22 protein-coding genes are annotated in these 20,180 nt (G+C 61.4%); 10 read left to right on the top strand and 12 right to left on the bottom strand.

Features of this window, described 5'->3' with window-relative positions:
* Positions 1-29 precede the first annotated feature (29 nt).
* A complete protein-coding gene (locus ABD653_RS13370) occupies positions 30-1,880 on the bottom strand; it encodes a DUF885 domain-containing protein (protein ID WP_160779135.1) in 1,851 nt (616 codons plus the stop codon).
* A 63-nt stretch (positions 1,881-1,943) separates the two neighbouring features.
* Here ABD653_RS13370 and ABD653_RS13375 point away from each other — a divergent pair, with 63 nt between their 5' ends.
* Positions 1,944-2,150, top strand: a complete 207-nt coding sequence (locus tag ABD653_RS13375) for a hypothetical protein (protein WP_160779136.1) — start codon at positions 1,944-1,946, stop codon at positions 2,148-2,150.
* Between the two features lie 5 nt (positions 2,151-2,155).
* Here ABD653_RS13375 and ABD653_RS13380 read toward each other — a convergent pair whose 3' ends face one another.
* Positions 2,156-2,842, bottom strand: a complete 687-nt coding sequence (locus tag ABD653_RS13380; RefSeq protein WP_160779137.1) for a TonB family protein — start codon at positions 2,840-2,842, stop codon at positions 2,156-2,158.
* Positions 2,843-3,054: 212 nt separating this feature from the next.
* On the bottom strand, positions 3,055-3,711 hold the full coding sequence (locus ABD653_RS13385; protein ID WP_160779138.1) for an alpha/beta hydrolase: 657 nt from the start codon (positions 3,709-3,711) through the stop codon (positions 3,055-3,057).
* A 176-nt stretch (positions 3,712-3,887) separates the two neighbouring features.
* Between ABD653_RS13385 and ABD653_RS13390 the strand changes: the two genes are divergently transcribed.
* The 4 genes from ABD653_RS13390 to ABD653_RS13405 all read left to right on the top strand — a co-directional run bounded on the left by ABD653_RS13390 (position 3,888) and on the right by ABD653_RS13405 (position 7,108).
* Positions 3,888-4,883 (top strand): cysteine desulfurase family protein, encoded by a 996-nt coding sequence (locus ABD653_RS13390; protein ID WP_234032161.1) that lies wholly within the window; start codon positions 3,888-3,890, stop codon positions 4,881-4,883.
* The gene (locus tag ABD653_RS13395; protein ID WP_160780395.1) at positions 4,880-5,953 is read left to right on the top strand and encodes a cysteine desulfurase family protein; all 1,074 of its coding nucleotides are present in this window, start codon (positions 4,880-4,882) and stop codon (positions 5,951-5,953) included. The genes ABD653_RS13390 and ABD653_RS13395 overlap by 4 nt, the downstream gene beginning before the upstream one ends.
* A 5-nt stretch (positions 5,954-5,958) precedes the next feature.
* Positions 5,959-6,279 (top strand): 2Fe-2S iron-sulfur cluster-binding protein, encoded by a 321-nt coding sequence (locus ABD653_RS13400; RefSeq protein ID WP_160779139.1) that lies wholly within the window; start codon positions 5,959-5,961, stop codon positions 6,277-6,279.
* A gap of 61 nt (positions 6,280-6,340) precedes the next feature.
* A complete protein-coding gene (locus tag ABD653_RS13405; protein ID WP_160779140.1) occupies positions 6,341-7,108 on the top strand; it encodes an ion transporter in 768 nt (255 codons plus the stop codon).
* A 6-nt stretch (positions 7,109-7,114) separates the two neighbouring features.
* On the opposite strand, the gene ABD653_RS13410 is transcribed toward ABD653_RS13405, so the two are convergent.
* Positions 7,115-8,068: a DUF4349 domain-containing protein gene (locus ABD653_RS13410; RefSeq protein ID WP_160779141.1), complete on the bottom strand. Its 954-nt coding sequence runs from the start codon at positions 8,066-8,068 to the stop codon at positions 7,115-7,117.
* A gap of 144 nt (positions 8,069-8,212) precedes the next feature.
* Entirely contained in the window at positions 8,213-8,758 is a 546-nt protein-coding gene (locus ABD653_RS13415; RefSeq protein ID WP_160779142.1) for a type 1 glutamine amidotransferase domain-containing protein, read from the bottom strand.
* Between the two features lie 170 nt (positions 8,759-8,928).
* Between ABD653_RS13415 and ABD653_RS13420 the strand changes: the two genes are divergently transcribed.
* From ABD653_RS13420 to parC, 3 genes are all read left to right on the top strand, one after another.
* On the top strand, positions 8,929-9,846 hold the full coding sequence (locus tag ABD653_RS13420) for a TolB family protein (protein ID WP_234032162.1): 918 nt from the start codon (positions 8,929-8,931) through the stop codon (positions 9,844-9,846).
* A gap of 83 nt (positions 9,847-9,929) precedes the next feature.
* Positions 9,930-10,805, top strand: coding sequence for a hypothetical protein (locus tag ABD653_RS13425; RefSeq protein ID WP_160779143.1), 876 nt, complete (start codon positions 9,930-9,932; stop codon positions 10,803-10,805).
* A gap of 194 nt (positions 10,806-10,999) precedes the next feature.
* On the top strand, positions 11,000-13,294 hold the full coding sequence (gene parC, locus ABD653_RS13430) for a DNA topoisomerase IV subunit A (RefSeq protein ID WP_160779144.1): 2,295 nt from the start codon (positions 11,000-11,002) through the stop codon (positions 13,292-13,294).
* Between the two features lie 69 nt (positions 13,295-13,363).
* On the opposite strand, the gene ABD653_RS13435 is transcribed toward parC, so the two are convergent.
* The 6 genes from ABD653_RS13435 to ABD653_RS13460 all read right to left on the bottom strand — a co-directional run bounded on the left by ABD653_RS13435 (position 13,364) and on the right by ABD653_RS13460 (position 18,308).
* Complete coding sequence (locus ABD653_RS13435; protein ID WP_160779145.1) at positions 13,364-13,882, bottom strand: hypothetical protein; 519 nt, start codon at positions 13,880-13,882, stop codon at positions 13,364-13,366.
* A gap of 205 nt (positions 13,883-14,087) precedes the next feature.
* On the bottom strand, positions 14,088-15,275 hold the full coding sequence (locus tag ABD653_RS13440; protein WP_160779146.1) for a CCA tRNA nucleotidyltransferase: 1,188 nt from the start codon (positions 15,273-15,275) through the stop codon (positions 14,088-14,090).
* A gap of 43 nt (positions 15,276-15,318) precedes the next feature.
* The gene (locus tag ABD653_RS13445) at positions 15,319-15,918 is read right to left on the bottom strand and encodes a CoA pyrophosphatase (RefSeq protein WP_160779147.1); all 600 of its coding nucleotides are present in this window, start codon (positions 15,916-15,918) and stop codon (positions 15,319-15,321) included.
* Complete coding sequence (locus ABD653_RS13450) at positions 15,915-16,463, bottom strand: DUF1285 domain-containing protein (RefSeq protein WP_160779148.1); 549 nt, start codon at positions 16,461-16,463, stop codon at positions 15,915-15,917. The genes ABD653_RS13445 and ABD653_RS13450 overlap by 4 nt, the downstream gene beginning before the upstream one ends.
* 64 nt (positions 16,464-16,527) lie before the next feature.
* Positions 16,528-17,049 carry a GNAT family N-acetyltransferase gene (locus tag ABD653_RS13455; RefSeq protein WP_160779149.1) on the bottom strand — a complete coding sequence of 174 codons (522 nt, stop codon included), beginning with the start codon at positions 17,047-17,049 and terminating at the stop codon, positions 16,528-16,530.
* Positions 17,050-17,144: 95 nt separating this feature from the next.
* Complete coding sequence (locus ABD653_RS13460) at positions 17,145-18,308, bottom strand: PQQ-dependent sugar dehydrogenase (RefSeq protein WP_160779150.1); 1,164 nt, start codon at positions 18,306-18,308, stop codon at positions 17,145-17,147.
* On the opposite strand from ABD653_RS13460, the gene ABD653_RS13465 reads away from it, so the two are divergent.
* On the top strand, positions 18,307-18,954 hold the full coding sequence (locus ABD653_RS13465) for a ribonuclease HII (protein WP_160780397.1): 648 nt from the start codon (positions 18,307-18,309) through the stop codon (positions 18,952-18,954). The two genes, ABD653_RS13460 and ABD653_RS13465, sit on opposite strands and share 2 nt — an antisense overlap.
* Here ABD653_RS13465 and ABD653_RS13470 read toward each other — a convergent pair.
* Positions 18,951-19,862, bottom strand: coding sequence for a hydrogen peroxide-inducible genes activator (locus ABD653_RS13470; RefSeq protein WP_160779151.1), 912 nt, complete (start codon positions 19,860-19,862; stop codon positions 18,951-18,953). The two genes, ABD653_RS13465 and ABD653_RS13470, sit on opposite strands and share 4 nt — an antisense overlap.
* Positions 19,863-19,968: 106 nt before the next feature.
* Between ABD653_RS13470 and ABD653_RS13475 the strand changes: the two genes are divergently transcribed.
* Positions 19,969-20,145, top strand: a complete 177-nt coding sequence (locus tag ABD653_RS13475; protein WP_160779152.1) for a DUF465 domain-containing protein — start codon at positions 19,969-19,971, stop codon at positions 20,143-20,145.
* Positions 20,146-20,180: the final 35 nt, after the last annotated feature.

Genomic DNA, 20,180 nt, shown 5'->3' on the forward strand with positions numbered 1-20,180 from the left:
CGCCAGCGTCAAATGGATTTGCAAGCCCGCTAGGCTCCTGCTCCGCGAATATACCGGTCCACATTCTTGGCCAGCACGTCCATCGGTACATTGCCGCCCAGGATGACCGCATCATTGAAGGCCTTCATGTCGTAGGCATCGCCCAGCGCGGTCGCGGCTTTCTGGCGCAGGTCGGTGATGCGGCTGTGGCCCAGCTTGTAGCCGGTGGCTTGGCCCGGCCAGCTGCAATAGCGATCGACTTCGCTGGCGACTTCCTGTTCCTTCGAACCGTTGCGCTCGACGAAGAAATTGACCGCGCGCTGGCGGCTCCAGCCCTTGGAGTGAAGCCCAGTGTCGACCACCATGCGGCAGGCCCGGAAGGCGAGCGATTGCAGGTAGCCTAGCCGGCCAACCTTGAATTCATCATAGGCGCCCAGCTCGTCTGCCAATTGCTCGCCGTAGAGTGCCCAACCTTCCGAAAACGGATTGAAGGCGAGGATCGAGCGGATCAGCGGCAGGCGGTTGGAGTATTCGCCTTCCCACACATGGCCCGGAATCGCCTCGTGGAAAGTAAGGTCGGCGAGGTCATATTTGCGGTGCAGGTCGGTGGTGCGCAGATTGATCAGGAATCGGCCCGGTATCGTGCCGTCCTTGCTGCCGGCACCGCCATAGGCGCCGGGCGCGCCAGCCTCCTCGGCAATGGGAATGCGGACCACTTCGAGATTGGGATCGACCAGCGTGTTGAACGCGCGCGGCATCTGGCCCTTGATCCAGCTGATGCGGTCTTCGATGAAGGCGAAGATTTCGGCGCGCCCTTCGTCGCCCTCTGCAAATTTGTAGCGCGGATCGGCACTGAGGCCCTGCATCCGTTCGCCCACAGAACCGCTGGTATAGCCGATCTCGCGCAGGATCGGGTCCATCTGGGCGTGCAACGCGTCGAGTTCTTCCAGACCCTGACGGTGGATCTCGTCCGGCGTCAGGGTGGTGGTCGTGCTGGATCGCAACGCCCATTGGTACCATTCCTCGCCATAAGGTCGCTCGCGCATGCCCGGTGCGCCGGTCGCCTCTGCGCGCTGTGACTTGAGTTCATCGAGCTGGCGTTGCAGCGCAGCGACAACCGGCCCGCCTTCCACTTCCAATGTTCCCTCGATCGGCGGACGCTTTAGGCCGGCTGCCCCGGACCTTTCGCTCAGTGCGGAGGAGAACAACTCGCCCTTCTGGGCGCTAGCGATGGTCAGTTCCAGTTGCGGTATGGCCTTGTCGATCAGGAAATCGGGCGGGATTACGCCCAACGCACGGGCCTCTTGCATGCGCGCCAATTCGCCATCGAGAACCGACGGGAATTGTTCGATCCGGGCTAGGAAAGCGTCAGCATCGTCTTCCGAGCGAATCGGATGATCGAGCTGCATGAAACGCGGCACGCCGAGATAGGACCCGACATTCTGGATGACGACATAGGGCGCGGTGCGCCAGCTGCCGACAGGTGTATCACCATAGGGAAGGGCAAACCCGTCCAGCGCAAGCTGGTAACCGCTTTCGAGAACTTCGAAACTGGTGCGCTGTTCGTCATTCAGCAAGTTGCGGGGATAGGATTTGGTCATTTCCAGATCGCGCCGCAGGGTCGCTGCAAAGGCATCCTGCCCGGAGGGCGACTGGTCTTCCAACGTGCTGCGCAGATTGGCGTATTGCCCGGTGTCGACGCCGAGGCTGGTCGCTCTTTCCGGCTCATGGCCCAACAGATTGTATCCGACCTGCTCCAGCCATTCGTCAGGCGTTACCGAGACCGGAGCAATGTCCGGATCGCCGGAATAGGTCGAGCACCCAGTAAGGGCGAGCGCGGTGGTCGCGCCAAGCCCGGCGAGGGTCTGGCGACGGGTGACATTGAAGCGTGTTTCAGTCATGGCGCGCAGGTGTGGCGCGCAGGAGTGGGCAAGTCAAATTGCCGCTGCTAGAGCGGCACCACGATGCTCGATATTGTCCTGTCTTTCATGATGTTCGCAGCCTTTGCCCTGCTCGCCGGGGCCTTTGTCCTGTGGCGGCGCGGTGTGCGCAAACAGGCAGCCTTGATGGTGGTGCTGGCCATCATCGCGATTGGCAATGTGCTGATCTGGACGATCCCCGACGCCGGGGGTGAGGCGCCGGTGGACCGTCTCGAGAACGCTACCGAATAGCGTCCCTACTCGGGGATTTGCCAGCGGACAGCGCTGGAAAAGGTGCCCGGCACTTTCTCGCCCTTGTCATTCAGAGCCGCCTCGAAACGGGCGCGGCGACGGACAAGTTTGCAGGTGGCTGCATCCAGCGCAGGATGGCCGGTGGAGTCCACCACAGTGCACTCTTGTACGCGGCCATTGGCCCCGATGCTCAGCCGGAACCCTGCGGTGCCGGCCCATTCGCGGTTGATCCAGCTGCTGCGATAATCGCTGTCGGTAATCCAGCGGCCTGGATCATTGCGCGGTTTGGGCGCGACCGGATCGAACACCGCAGCGGGGGCCGGACCTGTGCCAAGTCCGGGAGACGGCGACGGGATGGGGCCCGCATTAGGCATCGGCAGTGGCATCGGGTCCGGCATGACATCGGTGGTGTCGACAACCGGCGGTTGCGGATCGAGCTGGAAGGGCGGTGCGGGGGTGAATACTTTGGGCGCAGTGGAAGCCTGCGGATCGTTCACCGGTTTTGGCTCTGGAGGTTTGGGAGGCGGGGGCTTTTTGAAATTGTGGCCGATGATGCGCTCTTCGACGATTTTCTCGTACACACCGCCTGCCAGACCGGTGACAAGCGCGAGTCCCAAAACCGCATGGATAGCGGCAACGCCAATCACGGCTGGCGCGCGCGCAGATGTGTTATTGCTGTCTGTGAAAGCCATGTTCCTCTCCTTCTTCACGCGCGGCCTGAAGGAATAGATCAGGCCACGCGACCCAAGTAGAATGTTACAACATAACATATGGGAGGCAAGGAGTATCGCGTGGCGAAATGGAACTCATCGCCAGTATAGGTCAGAAGGCGAGAGGCAAGCCTCTGATAGAACGGGATAATTAAGGTCGTCTGGCGCTCGCCAGCACTTGGCGAGCCTGCCTCTCAGGTAATCGGACAGGCAGGATCGAGACGGAAATCGAGGTAATTGTCGACCGAGGCCATCAACTCCTTCTGCTCGTTCTCGAAGAAGTGGTTGGCGCGCGGGATTTCCTCGTGGTGCACGGTGATGTGCTTTTGTGTGCGCAATTTTTCGACCAGTTTGCCGACCGAACTTGGCTGCACAACCGTATCCTGCGCCCCGTGGATGAAGATGCCGCTGGCAGGGCAGGGGGCGAGAAACGAGAAATCATACATGCTGGCCGGTGCACCGATGGAGAGCCAGCCGCGAATCTCGGGGCGACGCATCAGCAATTGCATGCCGATCAAAGCTCCGAAGCTAACGCCTGCCACCCAGGTCACCTGCGCTTCTTCATGGATCGACTGGACCCAATCGAGCGCAGCGGCAGCATCGGACAATTCTCCGATGCCATTGTCGAAGCTGCCCTGGCTGCGACCTACGCCGCGGAAATTGAACCGCAAGGTGGCGAAGCCGCGATCCACGAAAGTCTTGTAGAGCTTCTGCGTGATCTGTTCATTCATCGTGCCGCCGCCCTGTGGATGCGGGTGCAGGACCATGGCCACTGGCGCGCGAGGACGCGGTGGCGGAGAGAAACGACCTTCGAGGCGGCCTTCGGGGCCGGGAAAAATCACGGTGGGCATGGATGAATACCTGAACTGTTCGCATGGGCGCGGGTGACGCGCTGTTATTGCGCGCTATATAGGCACGATTGAGAAAATCGCAATTGCGCTAACCATCGGCAGAAACCTCCATTCCCGACCGCATCTATCTCGACCATGCCGCCACCACGCCGCTGCGCCCCGAAGCGAGAGCAGCGATGGAGGAAGGATTTGCAATCTGGGCCAATCCCAGCAGTCCGCATGCCGAGGGGCGCAAGGCCAAGAATGCACTGGAAGATGCGCGCGACCGGGTGAAGAAGTCTCTGGGCTGGGACGGGGAAGTGATCTTCACCAGCGGAGCGAGCGAGGCAGCAGCACTCGCCATCGCTCATGCCAAGGTCGATCGCAGGGCAGTGAGCGCGGTTGAGCATGACGCTGTGTTCCTGGATGGCGAGGGCAGCTTCGATTCGGTGATGCCGGTCGGCGAAAATGGCCGGGTTAGCCGCGGCGAGATTTACGAAGCGCTGGCCGTTACCGGCACTTCGCCGAATGATGGCAGGCCGACGACATTGCTGTGTCAACAGCATGTCAATTCGGAGACGGGCGCGTGTTTCAACGTCAGCGGAATGCACCGTGTCCTGGGCAATTTCCACGGCTGTCTGATGCTGTCCGATTGCTCCCAGAGTGCGGGCAAGCTGGAGCTGCCCAGCACCGACATGGCCATCGTTTCAGCCCACAAGTTGGGTGGCCCGATCGGCATCGGCGCGTTGTTGGTGCGCGATTATGCGCTGCTGAACCCGACCGGCGGGCATGAGCGCGGCTATCGGCGCGGGACCGAGAATCTGCCCGGAGCGATGGGTTTCGCAGCGGCTCTGGACGCGGGGGGGTGGTTGACCACGGCGGAACAACGCGAGGCGTTCTTTGCCAGCCTTGGTGATGCACGACTCAGCTTTGCCGGGCAGGTGGACTATATTGGCGCGGTGGCGCACCCGACGATCAGCGCGCAAGCCCTGCTTATCAAGCTCGACGCGATGGGTATTGCGGTTTCGGCAGGCAGTGCGTGTTCGTCCGGGACGCTCAAGAAAAGCCGGGTTCTCGATGCGTTCGGAATCGATGACAAGACGGCGAAGCGCACCATTCGGGTCAGTATTGGATGGAACACGACGCAGCAGGATCTGGAACGCTTTTCTGAAGCGTGGGTAGGTCTGACGTGATCTATCTCGATTATCAGGCCACGACCCCGCTGGCGCCGGAGGCGCGCGATGCGATGATGCGCTGGCTCGACGGGCCGGACGGCACCGGGTTTGGCAATCCGCATTCGCCGCATCGCATGGGGCGGCAAGCGGCCGCCGCAATCGAACTTGCGCGCGACCGGGTGGCGGCCCTGTTCCCGGCGGGCGGCAAGGTGATCTTCACCAGCGGGGCAACCGAAGCGCTCAATCTCGCCATTCGCGGTAGCGGCTCGGGTGGCAGTGTCGCGGTGTCCGCGATCGAGCATTCCGCGGTCGGTGATACGGCAAAGGACGCAGGCACAGCCCATGTGTTGGAGGTCGGCAAGGATGGCCTGTGCAATCCGGCGCAGGATTTGCCCGCCGATACGCGGCTGGTTGGTGTGATGCAGGTCAATAACGAGATTGGCGTGATTCAGCCCACCCTCGAATGGCATCGCAAGGCCAAGGCTGCGAATGCACTGTTCCTGTGCGATGCCGTGCAGGCCTATGGCAAGGCCGAAGTCACCGGCGCGGATATGATCGCGATCAGCGCGCACAAGTTTCACGGGCCCAAAGGCGTAGGCGCGCTGTGGGTGCGTGACGGGATTGAGCTGCACGAAGTGCAGACCGGTGGCGGTCAGGAGCATGGCCTTCGTTCGGGCACGCTCAGCCCCGCCTTGATTGCAGGCATGGGCGCGGCAGCCGACTTGGCCCGCGAGCAAATGGCGCAGGATGCCGACCATGTAGCGCAGTTGTGGCACTACGCCCGCGATCTGTTTCACGGCTGGACGCTCAACGGCAGCGCCGATGCCCGCTATCACGGCAATCTCAACATCCGTAAGGATGGCCTCGATGTTGCCCGGTTGATGAGCGATTGCCGTGACATCATGTTTTCCGCTGGCTCTGCCTGCGCCAGTGGCTCAGGTCGGCCCAGCCATGTTCTGCGTGCGCTCGGACTATCCGATGCGGAGGCAAAGAGCTCTATCCGGTTGGGTTTTGGCCGCTACACAACACTGGAACAGATCGAACAGGCCGCTCGCCAGATCAATGCGGCCGCGGAGGCGCAAGCGTGAAAGTGATGTTCGAAACCACACGGGGCGAAACCACCGTGGTCGAGGCGAAAGAGGGCGACAATCTGCTGTCGCTGGCGCAGGCAGCCGGATTGCCGCTGGAGGGTACCTGTGAAGGCCAGATGGCCTGTTCCACGTGCCACGTGATCGTGGCGAAGGAATGGTTCGCGCAATTGCCCGAGGCAAGCGAGGACGAGGACGACATGCTCGACCTCGCCTACGGTGTCACCGCCACCAGCCGTTTGTCATGCCAGATCGACCTGACGGCGGAGATGGACGGTCTGCACGTGAATATCCCCGCCGACAGTCACGATATGCGCGGCGCCTGAGGGCGCGCGCAGGCGACGCGTTTGGCATTGCATCTGGGCCTGCGTCGCTTAAGGGGCGGGAATGCGCGACAAGCTCCAGCACTTCATCGAAACCAAGCGGTTCGAAGCCTTCATCACTGCCGTAATCGTGGTCAATGCGATCGTGCTCGGCCTCGAAACCGTGCCGTCCGTCATGGCGGATTATAGCTGGTTGCTCGGCCTGCTCGATACCATCGCGATTTCCATTTTCGTGATCGAAATCGGGCTCAAACTGCTGGTCTATCGCCTCGGCTTCTTTCGCAATGGCTGGAATGTCTTCGACCTGCTGATTGTCGGCGCGGCGCTGGTCCCCGCTAGCGAGCAATTCTCCGTCCTGCGTGCGTTGCGGATTTTGCGGGCATTGCGCCTCGTTTCGGTGGTGCCGAGCATGCGCAAGGTGATCGTCGGCCTGTTCAGCGCCATTCCCAGCATCGGCACTGTGATCATCATGCTTCTGCTGCTGTTCTATATCAGCGCCGTGATGGCGACGAAGCTGTTCGGTGCCGCCTTCCCGGAATGGTTCGGCTCGCTGGGCGCATCGTTTTATTCGCTGTTCCAGATCATGACGCTGGAAAGCTGGTCGATGGGGATCGTCAGGCCGGTGATGGAGGAATTCCCATACGCCTGGGCGTTCTTCGTGCCGTTCATTCTGCTCACCAGCTTTATCGTACTCAACCTCTTCATCGGTGTCATTGTGAACGCAATGGCCGAAGCGACCGACGAAGAGGCGCATGGTGAGCGCGAGGAAATACTGATGCAGCTGCGAGCATTGCGCGAAGAGGTCAGCGCCCTGCGCCGGCCGGGTGACTGACGCGCGCTAGCTTTCCTCAGCAGCCGGCTTGGCTTCGGCTCCAGCAGCTTGCCCGCTCTTGCGGCCGAACAGTGTCATGCCGCTCCGCCGCCACAGCCAGCGCAGGCCGAGCAGGGCCAGGATCACGGGTATGCCGCCTGCGACCAGATAGATCAGGAAGCCGATTGTCGCGCCCATGATCGATCCCATGGACTGGAACGCCTCGACGATCGGGCGGGAAAAGCTGCCGCCGGTGCGAGCGCTGGAATTGTAATCGATACTGACCCGGCTGAAGGCGACCCGGCCCCGCATTTCGGTGAGCCAGCTGCGAGCCTGGTCGATCTCTTCATTCACTTGCGCGACACCGCGCTCTGCTTCGACCAGCTCCGCCACTGTGCCACGGCGTGAACGGAGAACTTCCATCAACCTGTCGCGCAGCAGGCTGCGGGCGCGCAACCGGGCTTCGGTATCGACGATCCTTTTCGAAAGGTCCTCGCCGGAAATGGCGACATTGACCTGCTCGCCATCCACGCTCTCTGCCGCCGCAGAGAGTTCCTTGCCGAAATCACGCGCAACCCCGGCGGCCACGGCCAGCTCCAGCTTGCCATAGGCATAGCTTCCTTCGGAGCCTGATTGCTGGAGCGAGATGACCCGGCAGGTCTGCGGCCCCTTCTTTTCGCACAGATCGACATGCCGTTGGGCCAGGGTGGAGATCTGGTCCGGTGCTACGCGGTAGCCATAATCGTACACATAGGCGATTTGTGGGGCACTGACCGGGATCGATGATGAGGGAACGCTTGAGGTGGTAGCCTCTCCAGACTCCTCTGCGATATCGACTGCAACGGCACGCTCGACAGCGGGTGCCTCGGCCATGGCGGAATCCGCTTCGATGGCCTCGTAGCTGGTCTGTTCCGCGCCCTGGCTACACGCCGCCACAAGGCTGACGGACGCCAGCAGAGCTATCATTTTCTTGCGCATCATTGCCTCTCTCCTCGCTAAATTCGCTGTCTCGCCTTATTTTCGCCATAATTGCGCCACTTTCGGGAAATGGCAAGCCTGCAACAGCAAAAGGCCCCGCTGCAGACAGCAGCGGAGCCCTTTTTCGTTCGACAATTTTGGGGGGTATCAGGCGTGTTCTTCGACGCGCTCCTTGACCCTTTTTATGAGCGCATCCGAAAAAGCGGGAATATCGTCCGGATTTCGGCTGGTAATCAGATTTCCCGACTGCGCCACCTCGACATCCACGACGTTCGCACCTGCATTCTTCAGGTCGGTGCGAATGGAGGGCCAGGCGGTGACGGTTTCGTTCTTCACGATGTCCGCTTCGGCGAGTAGCCATGGTGCATGGCAAATGGCCGCGATCGGCTTCCCGGCCATATTGAAGTCCTTCACCAGAGCGATCGCGCGATCGTTCATCCGCAACACGTCCGGATTGATCTGCCCGCCCGGCAACAGCAGGGCATCATATCCGGCACAGCTCCCGACTTCATCCAGGGTCTTGTCGACAGTCACGCTGTCGCCCCAATTGCCATCCTTCCATCCCTTGATCTTGCCCTCTTCCAGACTGACCACGGTGGTTTCAATTCCGGCATCTTCCAGATTGGCCTTTGGGTCCATCAGTTCCGACTGTTCAAACCCGTCGGTGGCGAGGATCAGTACGCGCTGCGTCATAAAGTAACTCCTTGATTTGCTGTTGCTCTTCCAATGCGCGAGGGTGAGAATCGTTCCGGGGCGACGACGGATCGAGGCCTTGATGCGGTAGGCGGTGGAGAGGGTAACGGTTGACCCGAACGGGCCATGCCGCGATGCCTGTTGCAACGCGCATTGCGAGAGGGAACACCATGCTGACACGTCGAACAATCCTGCCCGTGATCGGAGCCCTGGTCCTGGCTGCCAGCGTGCAGGCGCAGGACGCCGCCGAGGATGCGCCGCCACCCGCTTTCCCGGAAACCGAGATATTCCTGTTTGACTATGATGCGGATGCCGGGGGCGATGCGCTGTCGAACGGCCGCAACGTGACCCAACGCGCGGGTTACGACAACCAGCCCTATTTCACGAAAGACAGCGCCACCTTCCTCTATGCGCGCGATGACGGGACGCAGACCGATATCTGGGAATACGATATCGCCAGTGGCACGCATAAGCAGATCACCGCTACGCCCGAGAACGAATTCTCCCCCACGCCATCGCCCGACAACCAGACAATCTCGATGGTGTTCGAGCGCAATCGGTCAATCTGGCAAGTCGATCGCGACAACCCGGGGGAGCCGAAATGGGTGCTGGAGGCTGCCGGCGTTGACGAACCGGTCGGCTATTTCGCGCGCAATTATGCGACCGGCGATATCCTGTACTGGTCACGCTATGGCTTCAACGTCGCGCTGACCAGCGCAGAGGAACCCGCCTATCACTTCATCAGCGGCCACGCCGTCCCCGCGACCCCGCATGTGATCCCGGGCAGCGCCGAAATCAGCTTCGTCCACCGCCAGACCAACGAGCAGGTGTGGATCAAGGCCTTCGACCCACAGACCAAGGCGATCCGCCCGCTGACCCCGCTGGTCGGCAGCAACGCCAACTACACCTGGACCCCCGACGGCGCGATCCTGCAGATCGAGGGCGGAAAGGTGCACCGCTGGCGTGAAGGTGGTGAAGGTTGGGAGGTGATTGGTGACCTTGCCGACTTTGGCATTGTGTCGGCGAACCGGATTGCGGTTAGTCCTGACGGGAAGCGGATTGCTGTGGTGGGGTTGACCGGCGACTAGAGCTGTCCGCTTTCAGCTGCGATATACAAGGTATTCGCTGGGGCTGAGTTTTCTGACTATGATCCAAAATTAGGGCATAAGCAATGTGGGCTGAGTTCAAAGAAAAGCCGTTCGAAACCTATTTCCTCGCCGAAATGGCGCGGATTACCGACGTACTCTTCTCACCAGATCAGACTGATGAAGGCATCCTCGGTTTCGATGGTGCCTTCTTTGTTCCCGACCCACACTTCCGTTTCCTTTTTCCCTTTACCCGATCACGGAGGTGGCCACATTTTCTAGGCATGACTGCTTCGGAGATTGGTGATCTCGGCGGTGCGCTCGACGCGCGACTGCCACCATTTAATCTCAATCTGTTCGTGCAATACAAAAGGCCTGAATGGATGCGGCGGTCTACCGCCACAGAATGGGCGAGTTGGAACGAGGCTTACTATCGCTATACGATCGACCAGAAGCAGCAAGGTTTGTTAGAGAAGGTCTTCTCAGCCGCTGCGGGTCGCGCTGCGGTCGTTTATGCTTGTGCTGCCTTCTGGACGAACAGAGACCTCTTCGCGCTAGCAGGCACTAATGAGATCATCGCGAACAGCAACATTGCGAGCGCGGACCTGCTGACGGGTCATAATCGTTTCACTTATACGGCTGCGGGTGGTCAAGGGATCGCTCATTCTGATCCGGAAAGAATAGAAAGCGCGTCGCTCGACGCCATCTTCGCTGCCGCTGCCAAAAACGAACGGTTGCCCTTCACAAAGCATGTAAAGGCGACCGCCGATTTAATCGAACGCAGCCTAGAAGAAGGTTCGGCTGATTATGTCCTTTGGCGATCGGCGCGTGATGCGATCCTTGGCGGTGATATCGCGGATGATTTTCCGCGCGCGCGAGGCACTTGGATGGATGCTGTGTTGTCGATGATGGCTTTCTCGCAAGCATTCGAAATCCGCGTCGCGGCGGTAGGCATCGAATGACAGTGGGCCGCTATCAGCATTGCTACAAAGACGTGTCTGATTGAGCTGCCTGAGGTCAACGTCAGAAAAAATAGCGCCAAGTAAACTTGGTCGCCGGTAAGTTGAGGAACAGGCTCCAAACCAACTTCGCAAAAGACCAATCCTGTGGAAACCCCTCTCCCTAGCTGCACTCCACCTTGCTAGACGGTCAGCCAATGTCCGACCCGACCGAAATCACTGAACCCGATCCCTTCGACGCCATCGTCGATGCGCCGTTCGATTCTGCGCTGGAAGAGCGCTATCTCGTCTATGCGCTTTCGACCATCACCGCGCGTTCGCTTCCCGATCTTCGCGACGGGTTGAAGCCGGTCCATCGCCGCTTGCTGTGGACCATGCGGCAATTGAAGCTGGACCCGACCAACACGTTCAAGAAAAGCGCCCGCGTCGTGGGTGAGGTGATCGGCAAATATCACCCGCATGGCGATACCGCCGCCTATGATGCCATGGTCCGCCTCGCGCAGGATTTTGCGCTGCGCTATCCGCTGGTCGAGGGGCAGGGGAATTTCGGCAATATCGATGGCGATAATGCCGCCGCCTATCGTTACACCGAAGCGCGGCTGACCCGCACGGCGATGGCGCTGATGGCGGGGCTGGACGAAGGCACGGTCGATTTCATCCCGACCTATAATGGCGAGGAAGAAGAACCCGAGCTGATGCCGGGCCTGTTCCCCAACCTGCTCGCCAATGGCGCGAGCGGGATTGCGGTGGGCATGGCGACCAATATCCCGAGCCACAATGTCCACGAGATTATCGATGCGACGCTGGAGCTGATAGACAATCCGCATGTCGAGCATGCGCGGCTGATGGAGCTGTTCCAGGGGCCGGACCTGCCGACCGGCGGCCTGATCGTCGATAGCCCGGAGGTGATCTCCAACGCTTACGAGACCGGGCGCGGGAGCTTCCGCATCCGTGGCCGCTTCCATGCCGAGGAGGCGGAGAAGCAGGCGGACAAGGATGCCGGGATCGAGCGGCTCGGCGGCGGGCAGTGGCAGCTTGTCATCTCCGAAATTCCCTACCAGGTGCAGAAGGGCAAGTTGATCGAGCAGATCGCGCAGGCGATCGCCGACAAGAAGCTGCCGATCCTCGACGATGTCCGCGACGAAAGCGACGAGCAGATCCGCATCGTGCTGGTCCCGCGCAGCCGCAATGTTGATCCCGAACTGCTCAAGGAATCGATCTACAAGCTGACCGATATGGAGACCCGCTTCGGGCTCAATTTGAACGTGCTCGACGCCACCCGCACGCCGATGGTGATGGGGTTGAAGGAGCTGTTGCAGAACTGGACCGCGAGCCAGATTGAAATCCTGCAACGCCGCACGCAGCACCGGCTCGACCAGATCGCGCGGCGGCTGGAACTGGTCGAAGGCTATATCGCGGCTTTCCTCAATCTGGACCGGGTGATTGAGATCATCCGCTACGAGGATGAGCCCAAGGCCGTGATGATGGCCGAATTCGAGCTGACCGAGCGGCAGGCCGAAGCAATCCTCAACATGCGCCTGCGCAGCTTGCGCAAGCTGGAAGAAATGCAGCTGCGGGACGAGAAAGCGGACCTGCTGAAAGAGCAGGAAGAGCTGGCAACGCTGCTGGGCTCTTCCGCCCGCCAGCGTACCCGCTTGAAGCGCGACCTGAAGGCGCTGCAGAAGGAATACGGGCCGGACACCGATCTGGGCGCGCGCCGCACCACAATTGCGGAAGCTGCGCCGGCAGTCGAATTCAGCATGGATGCGATGATCGAGAAGGAGCCGGTTACGGTGATCCTGTCGCAAAAGGGCTGGATCCGCGGTGCCAAGGGGCATGTCGACCTGGATCAGGACTTCAAGTTCAAGGAAGGCGACGGCCCGGCCTTCACATTCCATGCCCAGACGACCGACAAGCTGCTGCTGGCGGCCGACAATGGCCGGTTCTTCACGCTGGGCGCAGACAAGCTGCCGGGTGCGCGCGGCTTTGGCGAACCGATCCGCAACACACTGGATATCGATGCCGAAGCGAACATCGTGCAGGTCATTGTTCACCAGCCCAAGGGGCGTCTGTTGCTGGGCGCAACAACGGGCAAGGGCTTCGCCGCAGAAACGGCCGAATTGCTCGCCGAAACGCGCAAGGGTCGCCAGGTGGTGAATCTGAAGGGCGACGCCAAGCTGAGCGTGGTGCGCCCGATCGAAGAGGGCCACGATCACGTTGCGGTGGTAGGTGACAATCGCAAACTGGTGGTGTTCAACCTAGACGAATTGCCGACGCTCGGGCGCGGGCAGGGGGTGCAGCTGCAACGCTATCGCGATGGCGGTATGTCTGACGCCAAGACCTTCACTTTGGAGGAAGGCCTCAGCTGGCAGATGGGCGGCAAGGGAGACCGGACGCGCACCGAGAACGAGATCTGGCAGTGGAAGGTCGCGCGGGGCGGTGCCGGCCGTTTGCCCCCGCAAGGTTTCCCGCGGAACAACACGTTTTCCTGATCCACTGAATCGAAAAGGGCCGGACATCGATGAGATGCCCGGCCCTTCTTCAATGCAGATGGAGTGGCCTTATTCGGCCGACGAAGCGTCTGTCGCGCTGGCTACGGCCGCTGCGATTTGCTCAGCCGTGAACAGGGCAACCAGTGTGCCGCTGGCGTTCAGCGCAAAATGCTCGCGCTTGAGAGCCACGGAACCGTCGGTCAGGGTCACGACGACATCGTCACCGTCAATCGAGGCGACGTTGCCCAACATGGCATCGTCTGCCGAATGGACCATTGCGCCAGCCACGAGCGCAGCATCGCGCTTGGCATCGGCTTCGGCCTTCTGCTGGTCCATGATCTGGTTCAGCTGGACTTTGGTGACCGAGATTACCGGACCGTCGGGGCCATCGGCGAGGACATTGGCAGGAACCGGAGCCTGGTGCTTGCCGGTATCGATGGTGACAGTCGCGGCATCTGCGGCGGTGACTGTGCCCACTTCATTGCCTTCCGGACCGAAGACAGTCGCACCCACTTCGGGGGCGGCAGCAGATGCAGATGTGGCAAGGGCAAGAGCAGCGGCAGCGCCGGCGATCTTGATGAATTTCATGTGATAACTCCGTTTGTTTTCAAGCGCTCCTCTCCCCGTACGCTATGCGCGCGCGACCCGGTTGGTGGAGCTGGATATGATGCGATCAATGCACCAGGAGTGCGGGTGATCTGGTGTCCGGAGCACCGGACGGGCGCGTCCATAACTAAACCTCGTCCGCCATGACAACAGGCAGCTTGGTATTTCATCGCGCCTGAAGCTCGCCTTAAGCGGAATTGGCCGTACGCAGTTCTTCGGCGAGCAATTGCTGAACCCTCAGGCGACCCGGAAAACCCTCGTCGATCCACCGTGCCTCGACAGCTTGCAGGATGCGCGCGACCTGCGGGCCTGCGGTAATTCCGCTGGCCACAATCTCTCCGCCTTTGAGCGGCAATTCAGGCACCACCCAGCCATGCAGCGGCGCGACCGATGCACCTGTCAGCAGCAAGCGGTCGATCGCGTGCAACGGCCCCTCACGATAGGCCAGCGCTTGGGGCTGTTCGCTATCATGCGAAGAACGGTTGGCCGCGGTGGCGAGGCGAGAGCGCTGCGCCCGTGACAGCCGCAAGCGCACAGCGACGCTTTCCGCGATAGTGGGAACCGCAGGAAGCAAGGCGCCAAGGCGCCGCAGCGCGTCCCCGGCAATGCCGGATGCCTTCTCATGCGCGACAAGCTCCGCCAGATGCGCGACCTCCTGTCTGCCAGCCTCGGGCAGGATCACCGGCAGCACGCCCTGGTCTTTCATCCGCGCAATGGTCGGGGCGGGATCGGGCAGACCCAGAATTGCCAACAGCTCCATCGCGACGCGTTCGCGGCTCAGGCCTTTGAGCGTCCCGGCCAAGTCAGCGCAGGCTTCCTCCGCGACGGGATCAAGTTCTGCCCCGAAGCGGGCCTGGAAACGGTAATAGCGCAGAATACGTAGATGGTCCTCGCGGATCCGTTCACGGGCATCGCCTATGAAACGAACCCGGCGGGCTGACAGGTCCTCCAGACCGCCGAAGTAATCGCTGATTTCCAGCGTCTGGGGATGGGCATAGAGCGCGTTGATGGTGAAATCGCGCCGCGCCGCGTCATCTTGCCACTCGCTGGCAAAAGCTACGGTGGCGCGGCGGCCATCGGTCGAGACATCGTGCCTCAGGGTGGTGATCTCGACCGGCCCCTCGGGCAGCACAGCAGTGACGGTCCCATGATCAATCCCGGTCGGGACGACCTTGATGGAGGCGGCCTGCAGGTGCTGCGTGACGTCCTCCGGAAGCAGCGGTGTGGCCGCATCGACGTCTTTCACGTCCATACCCAGCAGCGTATCGCGTACGGCACCGCCGACCCAGCGAACATTATCTGCGCCCAATGCTGCAACAAGCTGCGCAAGATCGGCGCGCTGGGTCCATAGGCAGGTCGGAAGTGTCTGTGTCATGGCATGCCCTTACACCGGCGCTTTTCACAATGCGCGGGCAAATTCAATCGAACAGTTCGGTCAGCTCCAGCCGCCGCGCAAGATTGGCGATGATCGCCGCTGTCACGCCCCAGATGCGATACCCTTCGTAGTGCATTTCGAAATAGGTCCGTTCGGCCCCGCGCCAGAAGACGGTATTGGCCTTGTAATTCGATTGATCGAACAGCTGGACCAGAGGCACTTCGAACCAGCTCTCGACTTCGCCGGGATTGGGCACCAGCGGCAGGTCGGGCGGGACGACACCCAGAACCGGGGTCACATCGAAGCCGGTTCCGGTGATATAATTGTCGGTCGCACCGATCACCCGCACATGGTGGGGCGGCATGGCCAGCTCTTCATGCGCCTCGCGCAGTGCCGCCTCGACGGGGTTCTCACCTGGGTCGATCTTGCCGCCGGGGAAAGCGACCTGGCCGGGATGGCTGCGCAGATCATGCGGGCGCTGGGTCAGGATTACGCCGGGCTGCGGGCGATCGGTCACCGGGATCAAGACTGCTGCCGGACGCGCTTCGCTGTCGAGAAATTTCTCGTCCGTCAGCAGGTCCGGCAATTCTTCGCCGTGGCCATCATCAAACACGCGCTGGAGCCTGTCAAAAAACAGGCTCATGCGGGGATCAGCGAATAGCTCTGGCCGCTGCTCTCTACTGTGAAATCATCGCCGGTGGCGAGGGCATGTTCGACCACTTGTTCATAGGTGCTACGGTTGAGCCGTGCTTCCACGCCATTGCGGACGCCCAGATAGAGCGCCGGCGTTTCAGGATCGCCGCGCGCAACCAGCGGATGATCGGGTCCCGCAATCAGCAATTCATCGGTATTGAGGCGGAAGGCCAGCGCGCCGTCCCGTTCGACCATGTCGGTCGCAATGAAGGCGGCATCCTCGACCTCGATCGACAGCATTTCGAATGGCGAGAGCAAGTGATGCTGGCCGGCATCGTCACGCACCAGCAGGCCAGAGAATGCGCGGACCATGGCATCGCGGGTTATCCGGCCACCATCGTGGAACCAGGTGCCATCAGCCGCGATCCGCATGCGGCTGTCGCCGTTCTTTTCCGGGGCCCACTGATCAACCGGGGGTAGTTTGCGCAATTGCACCTGCTCGGCGATTTGCGACAAGGTCAGTCCGGCCAGTTCGGGGGGAGGTTGGTACGGCATCGCCACCGCATGGCAGAATGCGCAGGCAGGCTCAACGGGTCCTGAAGTCTGTTATCCGGCCTCGCTACCCCGCCCACGGACCCAGCATGCCCTCATCGGGCAGGATGCCGGGATTTTCGCAACGCAGCAGCAGGCGATCCTGCTCGAACGGGCCGGGGCAGTGCCAGTTGCCGGTGTGATCGGCATTGAAACCCCACCGCCCGTAATAGTCAGGATCGCCGATCATGACCTGCGGCAAGGGTGCGTTCCCATCTCCAGCCATAGCCTCGACCGCCCCCAGGGCCGCCCCCATCAACGCTTTGCCGTAACCTTCGTTCTGGAGATCGGGCAGGACGGCCACCGGACCGACCATGATCAGCGGGTGGCCGCGCCCATCCGGGGTCGCCAGCGCCACTGGCCACAATTGGATCGTTCCGGCGAGGAAATCCTCGTCGTCCAGCACGGCAAAGCTCAGCCCTTCCAGCCAGTGGCAATTTTCGCGAATGCGATAGGCTGTGCGCGCCCGACGGTCTTCACCGAAGGCCGCATCGAGCAATTGCTCGATCAGAGCGGGGTCAACCGCATCGAGGGGTATGATCGTCGCCATCCGGCGCGGCGGTTAGTGGGGCAGGGGGCCCGTGTCGATATACATTCGATTGGGCACACCCTGTTCCAGCTTGCCCGATCAGGGCTGACCACAGGTCAGGCGGCGGGGCTGACCTTGATCAGCTTGCCGCCTTCACCATCCTCGATCACCCAGACATTGCCGTCCGGCCCCTGCGCAATGTCACGCAGGCGTGCGCCAAAATCATGCCGCGCGACCTCGGTGGCCTTGTCGCCATCGATCGTGACATGGATGATGGCGTTGCTGCTCAGGCCCGCAGCCAGCACGTCACCCTTCCAACCGGCAAATGTGTCGCCAGTGTAGAAAATGAAGTCGCCCGGCGCGATGACCGGGGTCCACCCAATCGCGGCGGTGCGGAATTCAGGCCGCGTATTGTGGTCTGGAATGGGATCGCCATTGTAATGGTCACCGTCCGAAACCGTTGGCCAGCCATAATTCACGCCCATTTCGACACGGTTGAGCTCGTCGCCGCCAGCAGGGCCATGCTCGAGATCCCACAGGCTCCCGTCGGGCGCGAATTGCAGGCCCAAGACATTGCGATGGCCATAGGACCAGATCTGGTTGGTTGGTGCAGCCTGGTCCGCGAAGGGATTGCCGGCTGCCGGGGTGCCATCAAGGTTGAGGCGCACCACAGTGCCCAGCGTGTTCGAATTGTCTTGGGCAGGCTCCAGCTTCTGGCGATCACCGCTAGCGATGAACAGATATTGCTCGTCGGGAGAGAATGCGATCTTGTGCGAATAGTGGCCCCGCCCGGTCACCTTGGGGGCCTGGCGCCAAATCACGTCGAGGCCTTCGATACGGCAAGCGTCGGCTTCTTCGCAGATCAGCGTGCCGCGCCCTACAACTGCGCCGCGCGTATCGCCGTCACCGGCCTCGGCCCAGCTCAGATAGATCGTTCGACGGTCAAGCGTGTCAGACGCTTCGGACGGCAGGAAGGCCACATCGCCAAAGCCGCCCTGGCCGCCGTAATCGACTTCGGGAACGCCGGTGACCGTGCCGGTGCGACCGGTGGCGGTATCGACGAATTTCATCGTGCCCGCCTTTTCGGTCAGGAACACCGTCTTGGTGCCGGGTGCGAAGGCAATTGCCCACGGGCGGTCAAATTCGCCCATCGCCTCGGTCGCGATGCTGACATCGGCTGACGCTGATTGGGTATCCCCCGAATTGGTCGAACCGCAACTTGCGAGCGCGATGGCCGGGAGGGATAGAAGGGCGATATATTTGCTGTTGGTCTGGGTCATGCTTGCTGGAACTCCTCAACCGTCATTCGGGTCCGACATTGCGCCGGATGATTTGATCTTTGGCGTAGACGAGGCCGGGCGCGGCCCGCTTGCAGGGCCTGTGGTGGCAGCGGCGGTCGTGCTGTGCAAGCCTCTGCCCGACGAACTGGCAAGCGGGCTCGACGATTCCAAGAAACTGTCGGCGAAGAAACGCGGTGCGCTCGACATCATGGTGCAGGAACATTGCGGCTGGGGCGTAGGCGTAGTCGATGTCGACCAGATCGATACACTCAATATATTGGGCGCGACGATGCTGGCAATGACGCAGGCGGTTGCGCAACTGGCGGCCGTGCTGGGCCACGATCCCCGTCATGTGCTGATCGATGGCAATCTCACGCCGCAGGGCCGCTGTGACCAATGGCGCTGGGATGGCCGCCCGATCATCGGTGGCGACGGGATCGAACCATGCATCTCGGCCGCCAGCATTGTTGCCAAGGAATGGCGTGACCGGATGATGGTGGCTGCGGCCAAGGAACATCCGCAATATGGCTGGGACCGCAACAAGGGTTACGGCTCTCGCGAGCATATGGCGGCTTTGCGGCTGCACGGGCCGACACCGCTGCACCGCCGCAGCTTTGCCCCGGTGGCCCAGCTTTCGCTGATCTAGCCTGCCGGTATTTCCAGAATGGTGCGTGCTTCGTCTGCAATCAGGTCGGAGATACGGCGATACGTATCGGCAAAGGCGGTCCGTTCGCGCCACACAGCCGCGATGGATCGCGATGCCGACCAGTCAGACACCTGCAATTTCTTGACCATGTCTGATCCGCCGGTTTCTGCGCGCAGATAGAGTTCGGGCAACAAGGCCAGGCCCAGGCCTGATCCGGCCATCTGGCGCAGGCTGTCGAGGCTGGTGCCCTGGTAGTCGCGCAGCAATTGCGCACCCAGATCGGCACAAATGGCCTCGGCCTGACGGTGGAAATGGTGGGCCGGATCGATGCTCAAAAACGGTTCGCCTGCGAAATCGCGGGCTGCCGGATTGGATTTGATCGACAGGGCATGGTCCGGCGCCGCAATCAGGTGGATCGGCTCGCGAAATAGCGGCTCGACCTGCAGGGCCGGCTCGGTCACGGGCAGGGGGCACAGCATCATGTCAATTTCGCCCCGGGCCAGATCGGCCAGTTGCTGGTCCGGAATGCCTTCGCGGATATAGAGCCTCAGGTCGGGAAATTCGCGGTGCAGACGCACGATGGCGGTGGGCATCAGATACGGCCCCAACGTCGGGGTGATGCCGAACCGGATCGTGCCCGCCATGCCGCCCTGGCTGCTTTGCGCCAATTGGCGGATATCGTTGACTTCGGTCAGCACGCGCCGCGCCCGTGCAGCAATTTCGCGCCCGGTCGGGGTCATCCCCGGGGGCGATCCCCGCTCGACCAGGGTGACTCCAAGGCGCTGTTCCAGCTGGCGGAGCTGCTGGCTCAGCGTGGGCTGGCTGACATGACAGCGCGCAGCGGCCCGGCCAAAATGGCCAAGATCATCGAGCGCGACGAGATATTCCAATTGACGGATCGTAGGCATGATAGATTCTATCTATCGAAACGCTTGCATTCTTTCAATTGGGATTATCGGCACCAAACCGCCAGATCGGCTTTGCAGGGGTAACAGACCACCTGAGGAGAGTTTTATGTCCAACCATCTTGATCGTTTGCGTCGGCGTCACCGTCGCCTTGATCGGTTGATCGATACGACCAAGGCGCTGGGCAAGCAGGACGATCTGAAGACCCTGAAGCGAATCCGGCTGAACTTGAAAGACCGGATCGCTCGTTTGAACCCCGAACCCCGTTCCTCCCTGAACGGGTGAACCTGCGGCGCGCGAAGCCTAACCCTTCCCATCCC

This window comes from Parerythrobacter jejuensis (assembly GCF_039536765.1).
GTDB lineage: Bacteria > Pseudomonadota > Alphaproteobacteria > Sphingomonadales > Sphingomonadaceae > Parerythrobacter > Parerythrobacter jejuensis.